Raw genomic sequence first — 17,788 nt, 5'->3', positions numbered from 1 at the left:
TAAAGCCCCCTGTCCCGCATAACCGGAGATGGTTTATGCAGACCAGAGCGCTTTTTGGTTTCGTTATGATCCATCCGCTGACAAGCTTAACCGTTGCCTCGCGACAAAGCCTTCGCCCAGGGCTGGGTCTCTGTAACGATAGGAACGCCGTCCGCCGCGGCCCGCTGCATCTCCAGGGCCAGATAATGATCCTGGCAGCCTTCGGCCAGGCTATAAAAGGACGGGCCGCCCCGGACGTAATCTCCCATCCGGGCCAAGGTTTCAGCGACGGCGATTTCATCGTCGGACAGCCGGGCGGGAGCGTGGGGATTCTCATACAGCCATTCCCCGCAGCCCATAATTCCCTGCAGGTGGAAGCCCTCCAGGTTCCCGCCATGTCCGGTATCGATCCGGCGCAGCCTGTCGTAAAGCGGACGGTCGAAGGACGGAAGCCAGGACACTTCATCGTTCACGATCTCCCCGCGTTCGCCGCGAACCAGAATCCGCTTATCCCGAATCCATGAAAAATACTGGTCCCCAGTGAAATCAAGCACGCCTAGTTTATTCCCAAAATCGAGCGTGGCGATAATCTGCTGCGACTCCGTCAGCTCTTCCGAGAGCGGAGGACCGCTTCGGTCCGGGCTCTTCACAATAGGCGAGGTGAATGTCTGGGCCCGGATGACGGCATTCTCGAAGCCGATTCCAAGCAGTCTGCGGATGAGGCTGATGCCGTGGTAATCATGCGCCGCGGACACCTGGGCCTGACTGACTTCGCCCAGCCTGCCGGAACGTGCAAGCCGGATCCGTGCCGCGTGCATCGGCTGGAACGCATACTGCTCCGCGATCTGGACTTTGGCCGCAGGTCCCACCCGTTCCCATAGACGGAGCAGGCCTTCCACACCGTCGGCGGGAGGCGTTTCAACCAGTGCCGGAATGCCGGCTTCCGCCAGTCTTTCGATGAATTCGGGGTTTGCCAGCCGTTTTACGCTGACGACTGCGAAGGAACAGCCGTTCCGGCATGCGACGGCAAACTCGCCAAATGAAGTGTAGGTCTTAACGCCCCATTGTTCCTGCAGTTTGTCCGCTTTCCCCCGGTCCCTGACTAGGACGGCCTTTACGGCAAAACGTTCCGGCAGCGCCTTGGCGATCCGCAGAAAGAACTCCGCTCTCCAGCCTCCACCGATTAATCCGAACGCGATTGCTTCCATTTCGTCATGCTCCTTCCCGATTCTTCGCTTCTTACGGTTTGACAGCCGGCAGTTTGACGATCGCTTCCGTTCCTTTTCCCTTAACGCTCTTGAACTCGATGGTGCCGTTCATTGCCTCAATGATCCGGAAGGTGACCATAAGACCTAGACCGGTGCCTTTCGTTTTGTTGGAGAAATACGGCTCCCCCAGTCTGGCCAGCTCCCCGGCCGTCATGCCCTCTCCCGAATCCCGGATGCTGATGACGACATGGCTGCCGGATTTCCAGGCCGAAATGCTCACCAGTCCGTTCTCCTGAAGGGCTTCGATGCCGTTCTTGATCAGATTGATCAAGGCCTGCTTGAATTTGGAGGAGCTGAACTTCACATACAGCCCATCCTCAAGCTGGATTTCAATGGTGCTTTCCTGCATTTTGGCCAGCGGAAGCAGAATTCCCGCGACATGCCTGAGCTCTCCCCCGACATCGAGACATTCCACCGTATCCGTTTGTGGCTTGGCGAACGTGAGAAAATCGTTGATAATATGCGCCGCCCGGTCCAGCTCCGAAATGGCCAGCTGCAAATATTCCTTCTCCTTGCTGTCAGAGCCTTCGCCGATAATCTGCAAGAAGCCTCTGGTGACCTGAAGCGGATTACGGACCTCATGCGCGACGGAAGCGGCCAGCTCGCTGATGATCTCCATTTTTTCCGAACGCTGAAGATCGTTGTTGAACTTCTCCAGCTCCTTCGAATATTCGACCACCTGCTCATGATTCTTGGCGAACTTCCTTCCTACGATCACAATCAGGGACACAAGGAAAATAACGATGCCCCATTTCCACCAGTACAGGTGGTAATTCTCGCCCGACATATAGAACAGGCACAGCTCACTGAGCGCCGTCAGCGCAAACACGGCGAAGCCCGAGGTGAAGATAATCGCCTCCACATTGCCGCGAAGGGCGTAACGGAGCGCATGTCCCAGCAGAAACAGAAACTGAATGATCATCAGAACGCCCGCAATATCCACCGTGAACATCCGGTACAGACCGTCAATCCGGTAAGACCAGGCAATGTTGAGCACGCTGAGTCCCACGCAGAACAGCGAATACACCAGTTGGAATTTCCTCAGCCGGGAAACGCCGCCATACATGCCGGAACCGAATAATTTCTCGAAAAAATAGGTGAACGACGGCAGAAGCGTAAATAGCGAAATATCAAAAAATAATTCCATCCATTTCGATTTGCTGCCCAGCACAAGCGAAAAATAAGGAGAGTAGTAGATCATCAGCACGCCGGACGACAGCATGATCAGCAAGAGCAAAAATCCGCTGAGAAACAGTTCTTTTTTTAAAAAGATCGAGCAAACGCCAAGGACGACGGCCAAAAAAATGAGCGCCCCGCCGATGATGACGTCCATCAAATCTTGCTTCAAGTACAGGTTCAGCAGATTTTCGTAGCTGCCAATCCTGATCTCTCCCTCTATGCCGGGGTGGCCGTCAAGCCCTTCGCTGTATATGTATAATTCGCTGCCAGCCTTGGGCGCGTTCAGCGGAATCAGAATCTTGCTGCCATTCAGTCCTTCGCTGCCTGTTGTGCTATAGACAAGCGTATCGTCAAGATAGGCCCGGATTTTGCTGCCGTATACTTTATTCACCAGCGCAGCCGAATGGCTGCCCAGCGGGGGCAATGAAGCGCGGAACCATACCGCCGCTATCTTCCCAGGCGCCCCGGTCTTGAGATCGGAGGACGAGACGTCAATCCATCCTTGATCCCCGAGGGGAGGGCTTGTCCCTTGGTCTGCTCCCGCTTCGGTCACCCATTTCAGCTTCCACCGGGAAAGCTCCGTGCTCTCCTGTTTCCCCCGCTCCATAGAAATTCCGATTTCAATCATGGAAGCCAGCAGCAATATGACAAACGCTACCGCCGCTATTTTGTATAGTGGCAATTTCATAACAGTGGCACCTCGGCTATCGTAAAAAGATATGTCGCTATTCATTTCGGCAATTTTCAATTCTTCCCTTTAAGCGGATTAAAACAACCTTCTCACGAAAGAATACACTTGAAGATCTGGAAACAGCTGCCCCGAACGGATTCGCAAGCCTCTATCGGGGTATACAATTAATATATACCGTTTGTTAGACCAGACTTTCGATAACCAAGAAGGAGGGCTGCCCATTGAAAGAATACCGGAACAATAAGCGCAGCGGCTCGGAAGAAGACGAAGATTTGGTAACCGAGCGGGATATTGACCAAGAGTTCGGCCTGTTTCAGGAAGGAACTTTTCCGGATGCCCTGCCTAACCGGAATCAGATAGAAGCTGTTCGGGACGCGCTTCCCAAGGAAGCGGGCACCCAAGATAATACACCCAAAAGGAGCTGAATAAAATGGCTGATTTCAATAAAACGGAGGCCGATTTTGAATACGAACGCTACGCCAAAATGAGAGGCATCTCTCCGGAGCAGGATATCCCTGTGGACGACCTCCGGCCGGTAGGAACCGAAACGGCGCAAAGCATAAGCGAAAAAGCTGCCGGCAGTGTGCGCGTTCCCATCGAATCTCCCTTTACCCGCCATGAACCGGTCGGCGCCGTTTCCGCGGAAGCGGGCGGATTCGCCTATTCCGCAGATTATGACGAGCTGGCCCGGGACCCGGAGCTTGCGGCGGATGTCGGGCTGTACGCTCCCAGATCTGGGCCAGGCGGTCCTCCCGATCTGGAGGAGAGCATCCTCTCGGAACCCGCTTTCAGGCGGGACGAGCTCCTGTATTCCGATGCGGCCAAGGCATCCTTCACCGCCGGACTCAGTGAAGGCGCCATCGATTACGCCGATGATGAAGTGACGGGCGAGGATTGGGACGATCCGCTGGAGGATGTTCCCGACGCCGATGAGATCCAGGCCGGCAGCCCGGTCGATCCCGCTTCCCCTTCCCTTGACGCCGTGCCGGGCACGGATGTGCTGAACGGATCAACGGGCGAGGACGAGTAAAGAACCCTTAAACGCCGCCGGATCATAACCTAAGCGTCCGGCGGCGCTTTGATCTGACAGGCTCGCCCGATTGGTTTTTGGCCGCTAAAGACTACTCCGCTTTGAGGGCGGAAACCTGTGCCTCGATCCTCCGCGTCTTTACCGTCAGGGCCGCGGCCAGCAGCATCAGTCCATTGACTACGAACACCCACCGGATCGGAAGAATGGCTCCAAGGAGGCCGCCAAGAATAGGTCCGGCCATGGTCGCAAGCTGGGAGACCGACTGATTCAGGCCAAAAGCGCGCCCTCGGAAGCCCGGATCCGTGACCTGCACAATCAGCGCATTAATGGAAGGAAGCACTGCGGCGTAGAACAACCCGTAGACAAACCGCACAATCGCGAACTGGACATAGCCAGTCACGAAGAACTGCAACATATTGCCGATTCCCCCGCCCAGAAGGCCGATAAACAGAATCGTTCCATAGCCCTTGCGTCCCCCGATTTTCCCCCACCGGGGAGCCATGAGCACTGTAGCGATCCCCACCGCCGAGAAGACGACTCCCGAAGTAAGCGATGCGCTGTCCTTTGAAATCCCCATATCGAGCATATATATCGGAATAAGGGGTTCCAGAAGCATGACGGAGAAATAGCTGATTCCCGTCATGATCATCAGGGAAACGAAAGCTCCGTTGCCTCCGGCTTCCCGAATATCGTCACGAACCCGGGATCTTGGAACTGACCGGTCCACCTTCCGCTCTTTGACGAACAAGGTGGCGATCAGCGCCGACAACAGCACGATCGCGGAAGAGAACAGAAAGGCGCTGCGGTTACCGTAATAATAGCTGATGACGCCGCCGATAAGCGGGCCAATTATGCTGCCGGCAGCCCCCGAGGTCGACATGACGCTAAGCGCCCAGCCGGTCTTCTCTTCCGGGGTATTCGTCGCTACCAGCGCGATGGAGGACGGCACGAACCCGGCCAGCAGTCCCTGAAGCACCCGAACGACAAGAAATACATAAGGGTCATGGACAAAATAATTGATCAAATACAGAGCGGCCAGGCTGAAGCCCGAGCGGATCAGCATCGGTTTGCGCCCGTATTTGTCGGCCAGAGAGCCCCAGAAGGGAGAAATCAGCGCGCTGGCCAAAAACGAGATGCCGAAGGCGAACCCGGACCAAGCCTCCAGATGGCTGGTTACCCCCAGATCATCGCTTAGGAAAATGGACATAAACGGAATCGAGATCGAGTACGAGGTGCTGCACAGAAATACGCCCAACCAAAGAACGGCAAGGTTTCGCTTCCATGAGAAGTTCATCATGCTGTACATCCTTTCAAGCTTCTTGGAAGCATCCTATTATTGTAAACCGGTTTGACTCCGGTGCCAATCCCGGATAGCTGTGTGAATTTTGCAAAGCGGATCGGCTCCGGGTTATGATGGCAGGGTGTTGCGGATTTATTAAAGTAAAGGAGCGACTAACCAGTGAGAGCTGCAAGCAAATCTTCCTTCGCCATTTGGGCTCTGCTTGGCCTTGTGATGCTGATGCTGGCATCCGGCTGCGGCAGCAAACCCGGCGGCGAGGCCCCGTCCCCATCCCCCTCCACGGGATCGCAGACCAGCGGAGCGCCCGGGGCCGGAACGCCCCAAGGCAGCGCCAGCCACCCCCTCGTTACCATCGAGATGGAGGACGGCGGGGTCATCAAGGCCGAGCTGTATCCTGAGATTGCCCCGAATACAGTGAACAATTTCATTTCGCTTATTCACAAAGGGTTCTACAACGGGACGATCTTTCACCGTGTCATTCCCGGATTCATGATTCAGGGCGGAGATCCGGAAGGCACGGGCATGGGAGGGCCCGGGTACAGCATTGCCGGAGAGTTCTCCGGGAACGGCTTCCCCAACAAGCTTCTGCATACGAAGGGCGTGCTGTCGATGGCCCGGACGAATGCCCCCGATTCGGCGGGCTCGCAATTTTTCATTATGGCAGCGGACGCTCCGAGTCTGGACGGACAGTATGCGGCCTTTGGTAAGGTCACCGAAGGGCTGAACGTCGTGGATGCTATTGTCAATCTTCCGAGAGACGCGAACGACCGTCCCGATCATCCGCCCGTAATCAAGCAGATAACGGTGGATACCTTGGGCGTCAACTACCCCGAACCGGACAAAATGACCTAACCTTATATGCTGATCCGCCAGAAAAAGAGCCTCTTGGCCGTTACCGATCACAAGATCGGTACCTGAGCTTGGAGGCTTTTTTTGCACGGAATCCGCACACCTGGTCTTATTTTCCTATAAGTGGATATTTGTTTCCAGATCATTTATCACTTTTGTCAAGAAAATCTGCCCGGTTGCAAGCCCGGGTATTCCGGGCTGGAGAAATGTCAGTTACAGCCGCTTTCTGCTCAGGTTATGATGGCCGTCGCGGAGAAAGGTACTCCGGCTGTTCTTGAGCAGAGCGATCCGTTCCTCCGCCAAATGGTCGGCTGCCGCGTAGGTCGGTATGCCCTTTTCGCGCGAAATTTCAAGAACACGGGTGATGCTGTCGTAAATCTTCGACACCTGCTTGAGTGCCCGCTCCTTGTTATAGCCATTCAGCTCATCGGCAATATTGATCACGCCGCCCGCGTTAATCACATAATCCGGCGCGTAGACGATGCCCCTCGCATGCAGCGCGTCGCCGTGGCGGGACTCCTTCAGCTGATTGTTGGCCGCGCCCGCGACGACTTTGGCCTTGAGCAGCGGCAGCGTCTGATCATTGATGGTCGCACCAAGTGCGCACGGCGCGTAAATATCGCAGTCAACGCCAATGATCTCGTCAGGATTGACCGCTTGGGCGCCGTATGCGTCCACGGCCCGGCGAACGGCCTCCTTGTTGATATCGGTGACGATAAGACGGGCGCCCTCCTCATGAAGATGTCCGCATAAGGCAAAGGCCACGTGGCCGACGCCCTGAATGGCAACCGTCCGGCCCTCCAGCGAATCCGTGCCGAATGCCGCCTTCGCCGCCGCCTTCATCCCGCGGTATACGCCGAAAGCCGTAACCGGCGAAGGATTACCCGAAGAGCCGTAGGATTGGGAAATCCCGGTCACATAATCGGTCTCCTGGTGAATAATGTCCATATCGTCCTCGGTCGTTCCTACGTCCTCGGCAGTGATGTAGCGTCCGTTCAGCCCCTGGATATACCGTCCGAAGGCGCGGAACATCGCTTCGTTCTTATCTTTTTTCGGATCGCCGATGATTACGGTCTTGCCCCCGCCCAGATTGAGTCCGGAGACGGCGTTTTTGTAGGTCATGCCTTTTGCCAGGCGAAGCGCGTCGACGATGGCTTCCTCCTCGGAAGCATAGGTCCACATGCGGGTTCCCCCCAGGGCTGGTCCAAGCGTCGTGTCGTGAATCGCAATGATTGCCTTCAGCCCGGACGCTTTGTCCTGACAAAACAGCAGCTGTTCGTAATCGTCCCGTTCCAATGCCGAGAATAATTCCATGTTCTTCTTATCTCCTGTTCTGTTGTATTGCCAATGTTAGTTTTCATAACAAAACTAGTATAGAATTAACCAGTTGTCAATTCCTTTAGCGGAAAAACCGGCGATTAACCCGTTTTACCTTGCAGCAAAGGGGAGCTGCTGACTCCCCCTGTTATTTTCACGTTAATTCGGAGGCCGTCACGCCTTACTCCCAATAATGATCGGGCCGGTATTCGATTTCCGACTGGACGGTGATAACCAGGCAGCCGGAAGCTTCGTCGTAATCAACCGGATGGTCGCCGACATAATACCAGTGTTTGACGACAGGTCCGCCCCCGGGCTCCTCGAAGCGAAAGACGTTCAGCTCCGCCTTCAGCGCCATAACCTCCTGCCCCTTGCCGGCCGGCACACCGTAGACGCTAATCCGCGTCAGTTCGCCCTCCCGGCTGAAGGCGTAAGTCAATCCTTCCGTGCTGCTCAGCAGCAGACGTCCGGTTACGGCATGCTTGACTAATAGTCTTTCCCGCTCCCTCATTATAAAGACCTCCTTGAATTAAGGGTACGCCGCTTACGGCAGATCGATCAGCATCACAAAAGCGGGCTCCGATGTCGCAAGCCGGACCGATTCCTCTTCTTCGATGCGCGCCGAATCGCCGGAATTCAGCTTGCTGCCGCTGACCTCAAGACTTCCTTCGATAACATATACAAAAATGCGGCGCCCCGCCTCCTGATGAAACGCAAGGGACTGGCCGCCGAAGAGACGCCCCAGATAAATCGTCATGTCCTGGCCGATCTCTACGATTTCATCCGAGCCTTCGGTGGAAACGACCGGCACCAAAGCGCCATCGAGCTTCTCTGTCCGGTATTTTCCCGCCCGGTACGAAGGCTTGGAACCGCGGACGGCGGGCATGAACCAGAGCTGGAGCAGCCGCACCGGCTCATCCTTCGACGGATTATGCTCGGTATGGATGACCCCGGTCCCGGCGGACATCCGCTGGATACCGCCAAATGAACTCTCCGCGACATTGCCCAGATTATCTTCATGGCGGAGCACGCCGGAGAGAATGATGGAGACAATCTCCATATCGCTATGCGGGTGGGCTCCGAAGCCCTTTCCCGGAGCGATGATGTCGTCATTGCATACACGCATCGGCCCGAAAGCCGTATTGGCCGGGTCATAATATTCCCCGAACGAAAAAATATGGCTTCCCTTCAGCCAGCCGTGATCGAAGCGGTGGACCAATTCCTCCGTATATACCTTAATCACTCGCGCTTTCGCCTCCTTTGTTCGAATGCTTTCCGCCAAAACTGCATATTCCAAACGGCCTTTGCCGTCTCACCAAAATTGTAGCAAAAAGAAGCGGTAATAGCGAAACATCCCCGGACGCTAACGAACCCCCGCCGGGATGGCGGGGGTTCGCAATTAACCGCCGCCTTCCGGAAGACAGCGGGGATTAGCGTTAGGTTTGGATTCAGCCCTTGAATCCGTTAAATTGAACCACATCTTCGAGCGGCAGGCGCGTGGTCTGGCGCCCTTCGGCCGCGGCATGGCCTACGGCAATCAGCATAACAGTCGCATAGCGCTGCGGAATCTGGAACATCTCGCGGAACCGATCGGCATTGTAGCCGCCCATAGGCACCGTGTCGTAGCCTTTCGCCTTGGCCGCCAGCATCAGCTGCATGGAGATCAGGCCGCCATCGACGAGCGCGATTTCCTTCTGCTTCTCCCGGCTAAGCGCGGAGTAGGTGTTCCAGCTGTTCTCCACCATCGTATTCCGTACTTCCGGTGTCGCATAACCGGCTTCTACCGCCGAGTCCCAAATGCTATCCACGTTCCGGTAGGCTTCGAGGTCCCCAAGCACGGCAATAATGGCGGATGCCTCCACAACCTGCTGCTGGTTATAGGCGATCGGCAGCAGCTGCTCCTTAAGCGACTGGTCCGTAATGACGATAAACCGCCAAGGCTGAAGATTCGAAGAGGACGGGGCCAGGATGGCATCGCTTAGCAGGTCCTGGATCTCTTCATCGGACATTGTCCGGGAAGGGTCGTATTTTCTTACTGAGTGGCGATCCCGTATAACTTGGCTGAAAGACAGGCTGTTCTTTACTTGGGTTTCCATAGAGGTTCCTCCTGAATAATCATTCGACCGGCCGGGCCGTGCGGTTGCTGCTCCTACCCTATTTCTGTGTGTATAACAGCACAGTTAAAACCAAAAAAAATAGCACTTCCGGCAATCCGTCTTAACATTTAACTGTTGTTTAATAAGCACAGTATAAAGCAACAAAAAGCAAACTGTCAATATCCCGCTTTTCGGACAACATCGGCAACCGTATAATTTTTCAGCACGTCGGTAACGCTGCGGTCGACCTCTTCCAAAATACCGCAGAACGCCTTCTTCATCTGAGTCCCGAAATCGTTCACGCACATCGTGCCGCTGACCGCTTCATGCCGGGCTTCCCCTACTTCCAGCGCGCGGTACACTTCATCCAGCGTCAGCTGATCGGGCGCCTTGTTCAGCGTGTATCCCCCATCCCGACCTTCCCGGGTGACCAGGATGGATGCCTTCGCCAGCTTGGCCAGTATGCGGCGCAGCAGCGTAGGCTCGGACGACATCATCTTGGCGATCTCGCAGCTGGGACAGGTCCCCCCGTCCTTGGCAAGCAGGACCAGCGCCTGAAGGGCCAGACCGAATGATTTATATTGCAGGGAGCCTATATTGCGTTTGGTCATCCCCTTCTCCTCCCTTCGCCTTAGTCCCTCTAATTGTATCAATGGCACACCCAACAAGCAATCGGTTTTAAAACGGCTTTCATCAAGAGCATATCCGGCAAAAAAAAAGAGAACCCCTTGCCGCTAGCGGCTTTAGGGATTCCCTGCGCCTATCTTTCCCGCTGACCGGAGAACCGGCCTCAAGGCCTGTCCGGCAGCTCCGCGGGTTCTAAATCATAAATTCCGCTCTTTAACCTACAGCTTGGAGATCGTTTCGGTAAGCACCGGCACGATTTGCGATTTGCGGGAAACGACGCCTTTAAGCAGGGCCTTGTTGCCGTCCAGCTTCACATTGTAAGCCTTCTCTACGGCGCCTGCCGCACTGCCCAGTGCTACGCCGATGGAATCGCTATTCAGGATGTCCGTAACGACGAACAGGAACAGGTCCAGCCCTTTCTCGTCGATAATGCCCTGCAGGGCGGCTTCAAGCTCGGCCTGGCGGGACAGCACATCGTTCGTATCAATGGCGTTGACCTGAGCGATAACGACTTTCTTGTCGCCCATTGAGAATTCCTTCGCGTCCAGATTCAGCAGCGTATCGATGCTCTTGTCGCTCAGGTCCGCTCCGGCCTTCAGCATGCTCAGACCGTAGCTATCCGCGTCCACGCCGGCGATTTGCGCCAGTTCCTTGGCGGCGGCCACATCTTCTTCAGTACAGGTCGGGGATTTGAACAGCAGGGAGTCGGACACGATGGCGGACAGCATAAGTCCGGCTACCGGCTTCGAAATCTCCACTCCGTTCTCCTTGTAGAGCTTCTTCAGGATTGTTGCCGTGCAGCCTACCGGCTCGGCGCGGTAATACAGCGGGTGAGCCGTTTCGAAGTTGGCGATCCGGTGATGGTCGATAACTTCGACGACGCGCACCTGGTCGATGTCATTCGCGCTCTGCTGACGCTCGTTATGGTCGACGAGAATAACCTGTTTCGCTTCGCCGGCCACATTCTCTACCAGACGCGGCGCTTCCACTCCAAAATGGTCCAGGGCGTATTGCGTTTCGGAGCCGACTTCGCCGAGGCGGATGGCTTCAGCGTTCCAGCCCAGCTCTTTTTTGAGCGCGGCGTAGGCGATGGCGGAGCAAATCGTATCAGTGTCGGGATTCTTGTGTCCAAAGATTAATGTTTTTTCCATTTCCAAGCTCCTTACTTTGGTTTTGTTCCATTAATATACCACAGATTGATAGGAAGCCGCCAGAAGCGGAAGGCGCTAGTCCAGAATGGAACCCCCGTTTTTTAGCCTCCCGCCGGTCTCTCCGCCCCAGACAACTGCAGAGCTTGTGAGAGTGCTTCTGTTTCCTTTTCCAGGCATACGACTCTCCGGAATTTAACTTTCTTAAAATAAGCAGTTGAAATTTTCTTAGTTAACTATTAAAATTAAAGCAACTAAATTTTTAACGAATGAATTAACAATATTATATAGGAGGTATTTCACATGGAACTCAAAGGACTTCACCATGTATCCGCCATTACGGCCAATGCGCAGGAGAACTTCAAGTTTTACACCGAGGTTCTGGGCCTGCGGCTGGTCAAAAAAACGGTCAATCAGGACGATATCTCCGTCTACCACTTATTCTACGGCGATGAAAAAGGAAGCCCCGGCACCGAGGTCACCTTCTTCGAAATACCAATGGCGGGACGCAACCGGGACGGGAATAACAGCATCTCCGCACTGTCGCTGCGGGTTCCCACCGACGCCGCTTTGGACTATTGGCAGGTGCGGCTCGGACAATACGGGATCAAGCACGGAGAGATTACGGACCGCGGCGGGCGGCTAACGCTGTTCTTCCGCGACCCCGAAGGACAGCGGCTCATCCTCGTCTCGGATGAGAACAATCAAGGCGTCGCAGGCGGCCGCCCGTGGACCAAAGGCCCCGTTCCGGCCGAATACGCCATCGCCGGACTTGGGCCGGCGCATCTGACGGTGGAGAACGCCGGACCGACCGCAGCCGTGCTGGAGCAGCTCCTCGGATTCCGGCGCAGGGGTGCCTATCCTTCGGCTGTCCCGGGCCAGCCGGACGTCATCGTGTTTGAGACCGGCGAAGGCGGCTCGGGCGCCGAGGTGCATGTCGAGGAGCGGAATGATCTGCCGCCCGAGCATCTGGGCCGGGGCGGCGTGCATCATGTCGCCTTCCGGGTGGACAACGAAGAGGAGCTCAAGCAGTGGATTGAGCAGCTCCGTTCCGCGAATCTCCCCAATTCCGGCTTTGTCGACCGCTTCTACTTCCGTTCCCTGTACTTCCGGGAGCCTGGCGGCATTTTGTTCGAGCTGGCTACGGACGGGCCGGGCTTCGATACGGACGAGCCGGCCGACCGTCTTGGCGAATCGCTGGCGCTGCCTCCGTTCCTGGAGCCAAAGCGCAGCCAGATCGAGGAAATGCTGAAGCCGCTGGATACGCGGCAGTAACTTGAGACTGTTCAAAAAAGAGGATGCCCGGGGCGCGCGGCCCGAGGTCATCCTCTTTTTTTCGCGAAAAATACGGTTGCTCAAGATATCGGCTCTTCCCTGCCCGGTCCACCTTCGACGCCTAGAAGTCCTCCCGGCTCTCTGCCTTCGATAATAAGCCGCAGCTCCGATAACGCCCGTATTTCATAGGTCGGAACAATTTCCGGGTCCTTGGGCTTTCCCAGGGGGTTGAACCAGCAGGTGTCGATGCCGTAGGAAATGCCGCCCTGAATGTCCGAGGTTAGCGTATCGCCGACGATCAGCACTTTGCGCTTGTCCTCGGTGGTGAGTCCCAGTCTGGCGAAAGCGTGGTCGAAGATGCCCCGCTCCGGCTTCTGGCTTCCGACTTCCTCGGAGATGATAATCTGCGCGAACGCACCGCGAAGCGACGAGCCTTGAATGCGTGAGTACTGAACCTCCTTGATCCCGTTGGTAATCACCGCGAGACGGCAATCCGCAAGCTCATTGCACAGCTCCGCCGCCCCCTCGACCAGGAAAATCCCCTCTCCCAGATGGAGCAAGTAAGCGGCGCTGAACGACTCCGGGTCCAGTTCAAGGCCATGCGCGGCAAACAGCCGGGTAAACCGTTCCACACGCAGCGCGGCGGAGGAAATCAGCCCCAGTTCCAGATCCCGCCACAGCGCTTTATTGATTTCTTTGTAGGCAGGGGCGCAAACCTCGTAGCTGGAATGCATGCCGAACTGCTTAAAAGCTTCCCGCAGCGCATAGCTCTCCGCTTGATCGTAGTCGAACAGCGTATCGTCCGCGTCAAACAGAATGACTTCATATTTCACTTGCAGTCTAACCTCCCGACTTCATGCATGGAAATGACGTATACTTGGATGGTATCGTTCTTCAAGGTGAACTTCCTTAAGGTAAGTTCAACCTCCGACCCGTGCATTCCTGCTGCGCCCCGCCTCATCAGGGAGAAGGTTTTATGAACTACAGATCCGTACGTTCCCGCACCGCCTCGCTTAGCCTGCGGTAAATGCCGACAATTTCATCCATAGGCATACGCACCAGCCCGCTGGAGGACGGCGCGACGAACTCGCGCACGCCATCGACCACCGGCTCCAGCGCCTCCTGGAAGCCCCAATCGGCCTTCGCCCTGCGGCTGAATTCCGTGTACACGCCCTTGCCGACAAAGCAGGCGATTTGCGGCCGGTACTTCATCAGCTTGGCGCGAAGCATTTCCCGCCCCTGATCATATTCCTCGCGGGTAATGTCCTCCGCTCCCCGCGTGGGGCGGGCGACGATATTGGTGAAGCCGTAGCCGAGCTTCAGCAGTTCGCCGTCCTCGGAAGCTTCGTACAGCCGGGGTGTAAGTCCGCTGCGGTACAGAATTCTCCAGAAGTTATTGCGCGGGTTCGCATAATGATGTCCGACTTCTCCGGAGCGCAAGCTCGGGTTGAAGCCGATGAATACAATTTGCAGCCCGAAATCAAGATGATCCTCCACCGGATTCATGACCGTCACCTCCGTTCATAAGTCATCGCCTGCGCATTCAATCTTCTCTGTTCCCCGGCACACTAGGGCAGCAGCGCTTTTAGTTCGGGCGTCAGATCGGAAGCATTTAGCCTGTTAAAGTCGCTGTTTCCGTTCCTGAATTTCAGCAGAACGATATACGATCCCTTCTGGATTGAATACTCCCGCCGTATTTTTAAGATCTCGTCAACCCGCGCCTTGTCTTTGACAATGACAGACCTTCCCGCTTTCCTTGCAGCCCCAAGATGCGCCCACGGATCATAATTCATTTCTTTGGAAAGGACATCCTCGCCGCTCTGCTTCGCCACCTCGACGGATACGAGATCTTGGGGTTTGATCCGGACCTTTTCCGCATAGCCTTTCTGTTCAAGCCAAGCCCCCAGCTCGTGGAAAGAAGGTTTCCATTTATAGCCTTCGAACAAGTATCCCGAATAAGGATGGTTCATCGACTCTTCCGTCGCGATACGGATGTTGGCCAGCGTGACCGCATCGTCCGTCTGATCTTCAAGGGACATATTCAGAATCTCTTTCTTCAGAAGCTCTTTAAATGTAGCGATATCCGCAGCATCCGTGATGTTTACGTATCTGATGCCTGAGCTTACCTGAATGCTCGCGGCCTCCTTGTCGAGCAGCGGCAGGAGATATTCGGTCCGTTTGAATGCAGGGGACTCCATCACCGCTTTAAGTTCGGGCTCGAAGCCTTCTATCGGCACATTGTACTGTCTGGTAATCTTGTGTCCGTCCTTTAGCTCATAAACCAAGGTATAGCTGAATAATTTTCGTCCCGAGTAAACTTTGTACCGGTCCTCTCCGTCCCCCGGCCGAACCTGAACAAGCGCTTCATGGAGCTTGCGGACGGACGTTATATAAGCAGGGTCTGAGGAAAACGGGTCTACTCCCTTGTAAGGACTGCCGATCGAATTGTAATCAACGTCACTTAGAGGCACCGGTTCCGAATACGTATAAGCCTGATAATTGCTTCCGGCGTATACCCCGGCAACCTTGTCTGCAGCGGGTAATCTCGTCTCAAAGCCGGTAAGGGGCGATACGGGAAGGTACAGCAGCAGTCCAAGAACAACCACGTAACCCGCAAAACGCAGGGGCAGCTTCCGGTTCAGGATTTGCCACGATTTCCGGATGACCATTTCCGCTCCGGCATAGCCGATAACGGCCCCGATCGCGAAGCCGGCGACGGCCCACCCGATGCCTCCCGGACGCATTTGGGCAAAATAGGTTCCGGAGATCAGCATGGCGCACAGCATGACTCCGCCTTTAAACAGCGGATTGAAGTAGGTGAATGCGATCGCCTGTCCCGCCGTCTCCACCTGACGCTTGCGGTACAGCACATACGACAGCAGGACGAACAGAACGATTAATGCCGCGTAGATGCCGAGTTCTCCCCAGGAATAAGGCACCGCGTTAATATTTATCATGTGGAGTAGCGGGGACCAGTAGTCTATCCCTCGCAAATTATTGTACGGAAACCCGTACAGGTACATAGATAAATGGAAAAGAGCCATTTGCGAGAGCACAGCAGGCAGAATCAGCAAAATATAAACCACAATGCCCTGCAGCACGGTAATACCGAGGCATATGCCGGCGAAAGCAGTCAAGGTGAACAGGAACAGCGAGAGCAGGCTGACTATGGCTCCCCAGGCCCATACATCCGCTCCGCCGTACAGAAACCTGTTCCCGTCCCAGGTCCGCACCACGCCGGCGGCCAGCGCCGTAAGCCACACCGGAACGAGCAGCAGAATGAAACCGCTAAGCAGTTGGACCGTCAGCAGATGCTTCCGTCGGAGCGGAAGGCTGTGCGCCATGTCCGCCGCCCCTTTATGCTGAAGGTAGCGGAACAGCAGCAGACCGGCTGCCACAGGCAGCGACAGCGTGAACAGCATGGTCAGTGAGCCGCTGATGTAGAACAGATCCTTCACCTTCTGCGGCGGCGAGTCAGGATTTCCGCCAAGAAACATTTGCAGCGGAAGAGCGAACAGCAGACCGAGCAGGTACACGACGGCGATCCAGGAGTGCTGCCTTAGGTTTTGCCGGAGCATCCCCCGGTTAAAGTAGAATCGGCGCGATGTCATAGCCCGCTCCCTCCATTTCGTAAATAAAGATTTCTTCCAGGGTCAGCGGCAGAAGATCCAGAACGTACGGGTTATAGACCCGGAAGGTGTCCGCGATCCGCTCGCGGTCTCCTTTTACGATAAAGAGGGAGACGCTCCCCCGCCGCTCGTGGTGCAGAATGTTCAGCTTGCCAGACAGCGCCGATTCATGCCGTTCATCCCGGAAAGCGACCTGCACTTTATGCGTGTCGGATTTGAGCTCGTCAAGCTCCTTGTCGATCAGCAGCGCCCCTTCGTGCATAATGCCGACATGGTCGCAGAGGTCTTCAATCTCGCGCAAATTATGCGAGGAGATGACGGCGGTAAGGCCGCGCTCGGCCACCTCCTGGAACAGCACATTTTTAATCAGCCGCCGCATTACCGGATCGAGCCCGTCGAGCGGCTCATCCATGATCAGCACATCCGGCATGCAGCTGAGCGCCAGCCAAAAAGCGGCCTGCTGCCGCATCCCCTTGGACAGCCGGTTCAGCTTGCGCTTCGGGTCCAGCGAGAACAATCCGCCAAGCTCCTCAAAGCGTTCCCGGCTCCAGTGCGGGTAGACGGAGCTGTAGAAATCGGCCATCTGCCGGATGGAAGCCTGAGGGAAGAAATAAGGAAAATCCGGCATAAATACGATTCTCCCCTTGGTTTCAGGGTTCTCAAACACCGGCTTGCCGTCAATCCGTACGCTTCCCCCATCGGGAATGTAGATCCCCGCAAGCGTCTTAAGCAGCGTCGTCTTGCCCGCCCCGTTGGAGCCGAGCAGACCGAATATGTTCCCTTTATGTATGGTCAAGGACATTCCCTGAACCGCCTTCCGGTCCTGAAAAATTTTGCTGACCTCCCGTATCTCGATCATGGCTGATCCTCCTCCCCTTTTTTCTCCGACGTCTGTTTAAATAATTCGCCGATTTCCGCTTCGGTAAAGCCGAGGTATACGGCCTCTGCCATCAGTCGCAGCAGCTCCTCGCGCACTTCAGCCTTCTTGGCTGCGTTCGTCCCCTGCTGCGCAGGCGAAACGAAGCTGCCCTTTCCCGGCCGGGAATAAATATAGCCTTCCCGCTCCAGTTCACGGTAAGCCTTCTGAATGGTATTCGGATTCACGGTAAGCTGCGCCGACAGCGTCCGTACGGACGGAAGCTGCTCATCGGACCGTAAAATGCCGTACAAAATCAATTCCTTGATTTTATCCGTTAACTGCTCGTAAATCGGTCTGCGGCTGCGAACGTCCAGCTCGAACACATGCGACTCCCCCTTCCCCCGCTCACGGGCTCATAGCTCCCTTTGAATGAGCAAGTGTGTTAACTGTACTATTATTAATAATACAGTTAGCAATCATTGTCAATACACTTTCACCCAAATGGAACAAGCCGTCCCCCGGGAGATTTCCTCATCTCCTT

At 55.6% G+C, this 17,788-nt stretch carries 18 protein-coding genes; 4 read left to right on the top strand and 14 right to left on the bottom strand.

Features of this window, described 5'->3' with window-relative positions:
* Nucleotides 1-86 precede the first annotated feature (86 nt).
* Together PSAB_RS04815 and PSAB_RS04810 are read right to left on the bottom strand one after the other, a co-directional pair.
* Nucleotides 87-1,187, bottom strand: coding sequence for a Gfo/Idh/MocA family protein (locus tag PSAB_RS04815; protein ID WP_025333445.1), 1,101 nt, complete (start codon nucleotides 1,185-1,187; stop codon nucleotides 87-89).
* 31 nt (nucleotides 1,188-1,218) lie between these two features.
* Nucleotides 1,219-3,114 (bottom strand): sensor histidine kinase, encoded by a 1,896-nt coding sequence (locus PSAB_RS04810; protein ID WP_025333444.1) that lies wholly within the window; start codon nucleotides 3,112-3,114, stop codon nucleotides 1,219-1,221.
* Between the two features lie 224 nt (nucleotides 3,115-3,338).
* On the opposite strand from PSAB_RS04810, the gene PSAB_RS04805 reads away from it, so the two are divergent.
* Both PSAB_RS04805 and PSAB_RS04800 read left to right on the top strand, forming a co-directional pair.
* The gene (locus PSAB_RS04805) at nucleotides 3,339-3,542 is read left to right on the top strand and encodes a hypothetical protein (protein ID WP_025333443.1); all 204 of its coding nucleotides are present in this window, start codon (nucleotides 3,339-3,341) and stop codon (nucleotides 3,540-3,542) included.
* Nucleotides 3,543-3,547: 5 nt separating this feature from the next.
* Nucleotides 3,548-4,147, top strand: coding sequence for a hypothetical protein (locus tag PSAB_RS04800; RefSeq protein ID WP_025333442.1), 600 nt, complete (start codon nucleotides 3,548-3,550; stop codon nucleotides 4,145-4,147).
* A gap of 91 nt (nucleotides 4,148-4,238) precedes the next feature.
* Here the strand turns inward: PSAB_RS04800 and PSAB_RS04795 are convergent, their stop codons facing one another.
* Complete coding sequence (locus PSAB_RS04795) at nucleotides 4,239-5,441, bottom strand: MFS transporter (RefSeq protein ID WP_038596551.1); 1,203 nt, start codon at nucleotides 5,439-5,441, stop codon at nucleotides 4,239-4,241.
* Between the two features lie 219 nt (nucleotides 5,442-5,660).
* On the opposite strand from PSAB_RS04795, the gene PSAB_RS04790 reads away from it, so the two are divergent.
* Nucleotides 5,661-6,299, top strand: a complete 639-nt coding sequence (locus PSAB_RS04790; protein ID WP_051529839.1) for a peptidylprolyl isomerase — start codon at nucleotides 5,661-5,663, stop codon at nucleotides 6,297-6,299.
* A gap of 210 nt (nucleotides 6,300-6,509) precedes the next feature.
* Here the strand turns inward: PSAB_RS04790 and PSAB_RS04785 are convergent, their stop codons facing one another.
* From PSAB_RS04785 to PSAB_RS04760, 6 genes are all read right to left on the bottom strand, one after another.
* Nucleotides 6,510-7,610 (bottom strand): Glu/Leu/Phe/Val family dehydrogenase, encoded by a 1,101-nt coding sequence (locus PSAB_RS04785; protein WP_025333440.1) that lies wholly within the window; start codon nucleotides 7,608-7,610, stop codon nucleotides 6,510-6,512.
* Nucleotides 7,611-7,794: 184 nt separating this feature from the next.
* On the bottom strand, nucleotides 7,795-8,124 hold the full coding sequence (locus PSAB_RS04780; RefSeq protein ID WP_025333439.1) for a hypothetical protein: 330 nt from the start codon (nucleotides 8,122-8,124) through the stop codon (nucleotides 7,795-7,797).
* Between the two features lie 33 nt (nucleotides 8,125-8,157).
* Nucleotides 8,158-8,856, bottom strand: a complete 699-nt coding sequence (locus PSAB_RS04775) for a pirin family protein (RefSeq protein ID WP_025333438.1) — start codon at nucleotides 8,854-8,856, stop codon at nucleotides 8,158-8,160.
* Nucleotides 8,857-9,061: 205 nt separating this feature from the next.
* Nucleotides 9,062-9,709, bottom strand: a complete 648-nt coding sequence (locus PSAB_RS04770) for a nitroreductase family protein (RefSeq protein ID WP_025333437.1) — start codon at nucleotides 9,707-9,709, stop codon at nucleotides 9,062-9,064.
* 176 nt (nucleotides 9,710-9,885) lie between these two features.
* The gene (locus tag PSAB_RS04765; RefSeq protein WP_025333436.1) at nucleotides 9,886-10,320 is read right to left on the bottom strand and encodes an RrF2 family transcriptional regulator; all 435 of its coding nucleotides are present in this window, start codon (nucleotides 10,318-10,320) and stop codon (nucleotides 9,886-9,888) included.
* Between the two features lie 234 nt (nucleotides 10,321-10,554).
* Entirely contained in the window at nucleotides 10,555-11,487 is a 933-nt protein-coding gene (locus PSAB_RS04760; RefSeq protein ID WP_025333435.1) for a manganese-dependent inorganic pyrophosphatase, read from the bottom strand.
* A 300-nt stretch (nucleotides 11,488-11,787) separates the two neighbouring features.
* On the opposite strand from PSAB_RS04760, the gene PSAB_RS04755 reads away from it, so the two are divergent.
* Nucleotides 11,788-12,759, top strand: a complete 972-nt coding sequence (locus PSAB_RS04755; RefSeq protein WP_025333434.1) for a ring-cleaving dioxygenase — start codon at nucleotides 11,788-11,790, stop codon at nucleotides 12,757-12,759.
* 80 nt (nucleotides 12,760-12,839) lie between these two features.
* Here the strand turns inward: PSAB_RS04755 and PSAB_RS04750 are convergent, their stop codons facing one another.
* The 5 genes from PSAB_RS04750 to PSAB_RS04730 form a co-directional block, all read right to left on the bottom strand.
* Nucleotides 12,840-13,592: a YjjG family noncanonical pyrimidine nucleotidase gene (locus PSAB_RS04750; RefSeq protein WP_025333433.1), complete on the bottom strand. Its 753-nt coding sequence runs from the start codon at nucleotides 13,590-13,592 to the stop codon at nucleotides 12,840-12,842.
* A 148-nt stretch (nucleotides 13,593-13,740) separates the two neighbouring features.
* Nucleotides 13,741-14,265: a mismatch-specific DNA-glycosylase gene (locus PSAB_RS04745; protein WP_025333432.1), complete on the bottom strand. Its 525-nt coding sequence runs from the start codon at nucleotides 14,263-14,265 to the stop codon at nucleotides 13,741-13,743.
* A 62-nt stretch (nucleotides 14,266-14,327) separates the two neighbouring features.
* Complete coding sequence (locus PSAB_RS04740; RefSeq protein ID WP_025333431.1) at nucleotides 14,328-16,370, bottom strand: DUF6449 domain-containing protein; 2,043 nt, start codon at nucleotides 16,368-16,370, stop codon at nucleotides 14,328-14,330.
* Nucleotides 16,345-17,247, bottom strand: a complete 903-nt coding sequence (locus PSAB_RS04735) for an ABC transporter ATP-binding protein (protein ID WP_025333430.1) — start codon at nucleotides 17,245-17,247, stop codon at nucleotides 16,345-16,347. Before PSAB_RS04735 ends, PSAB_RS04740 begins: the two co-directional genes overlap by 26 nt.
* Nucleotides 17,244-17,630 carry a GntR family transcriptional regulator gene (locus tag PSAB_RS04730; protein WP_025333429.1) on the bottom strand — a complete coding sequence of 129 codons (387 nt, stop codon included), beginning with the start codon at nucleotides 17,628-17,630 and terminating at the stop codon, nucleotides 17,244-17,246. The genes PSAB_RS04735 and PSAB_RS04730 overlap by 4 nt, the downstream gene beginning before the upstream one ends.
* Between the last annotated feature and the right edge of the window lie 158 nt (nucleotides 17,631-17,788).

The organism is Paenibacillus sabinae T27, from assembly GCF_000612505.1.
Classification (GTDB): domain Bacteria; phylum Bacillota; class Bacilli; order Paenibacillales; family Paenibacillaceae; genus Paenibacillus_AQ; species Paenibacillus_AQ sabinae.
This window is presented reverse-complemented; position numbering and strand designations above follow the sequence as displayed.

Excerpts from the sequence above, each read along its gene's own strand:
- PSAB_RS04815 (WP_025333445.1), bottom strand. The coding sequence starts at position 1,187 with ATGGAAGCAATCGCGTTCGGATTAATCGGTGGAGGCTGGAGAGCGGAG.
- PSAB_RS04810 (WP_025333444.1), bottom strand. The coding sequence starts at position 3,114 with ATGAAATTGCCACTATACAAAATAGCGGCGGTAGCGTTTGTCATATTG.
- PSAB_RS04800 (WP_025333442.1), top strand. The coding sequence starts at position 3,548 with ATGGCTGATTTCAATAAAACGGAGGCCGATTTTGAATACGAACGCTAC.
- PSAB_RS04795 (WP_038596551.1), bottom strand. The coding sequence starts at position 5,441 with ATGAACTTCTCATGGAAGCGAAACCTTGCCGTTCTTTGGTTGGGCGTA.
- PSAB_RS04790 (WP_051529839.1), top strand. The coding sequence starts at position 5,661 with ATGCTGATGCTGGCATCCGGCTGCGGCAGCAAACCCGGCGGCGAGGCC.
- PSAB_RS04785 (WP_025333440.1), bottom strand. The coding sequence starts at position 7,610 with ATGGAATTATTCTCGGCATTGGAACGGGACGATTACGAACAGCTGCTG.
- PSAB_RS04780 (WP_025333439.1), bottom strand. The coding sequence starts at position 8,124 with ATGAGGGAGCGGGAAAGACTATTAGTCAAGCATGCCGTAACCGGACGT.
- PSAB_RS04770 (WP_025333437.1), bottom strand. The coding sequence starts at position 9,709 with ATGGAAACCCAAGTAAAGAACAGCCTGTCTTTCAGCCAAGTTATACGG.
- PSAB_RS04765 (WP_025333436.1), bottom strand. The coding sequence starts at position 10,320 with ATGACCAAACGCAATATAGGCTCCCTGCAATATAAATCATTCGGTCTG.
- PSAB_RS04760 (WP_025333435.1), bottom strand. The coding sequence starts at position 11,487 with ATGGAAAAAACATTAATCTTTGGACACAAGAATCCCGACACTGATACG.
- PSAB_RS04755 (WP_025333434.1), top strand. The coding sequence starts at position 11,788 with ATGGAACTCAAAGGACTTCACCATGTATCCGCCATTACGGCCAATGCG.
- PSAB_RS04745 (WP_025333432.1), bottom strand. The coding sequence starts at position 14,265 with ATGAATCCGGTGGAGGATCATCTTGATTTCGGGCTGCAAATTGTATTC.
- PSAB_RS04740 (WP_025333431.1), bottom strand. The coding sequence starts at position 16,370 with ATGACATCGCGCCGATTCTACTTTAACCGGGGGATGCTCCGGCAAAAC.
- PSAB_RS04735 (WP_025333430.1), bottom strand. The coding sequence starts at position 17,247 with ATGATCGAGATACGGGAGGTCAGCAAAATTTTTCAGGACCGGAAGGCG.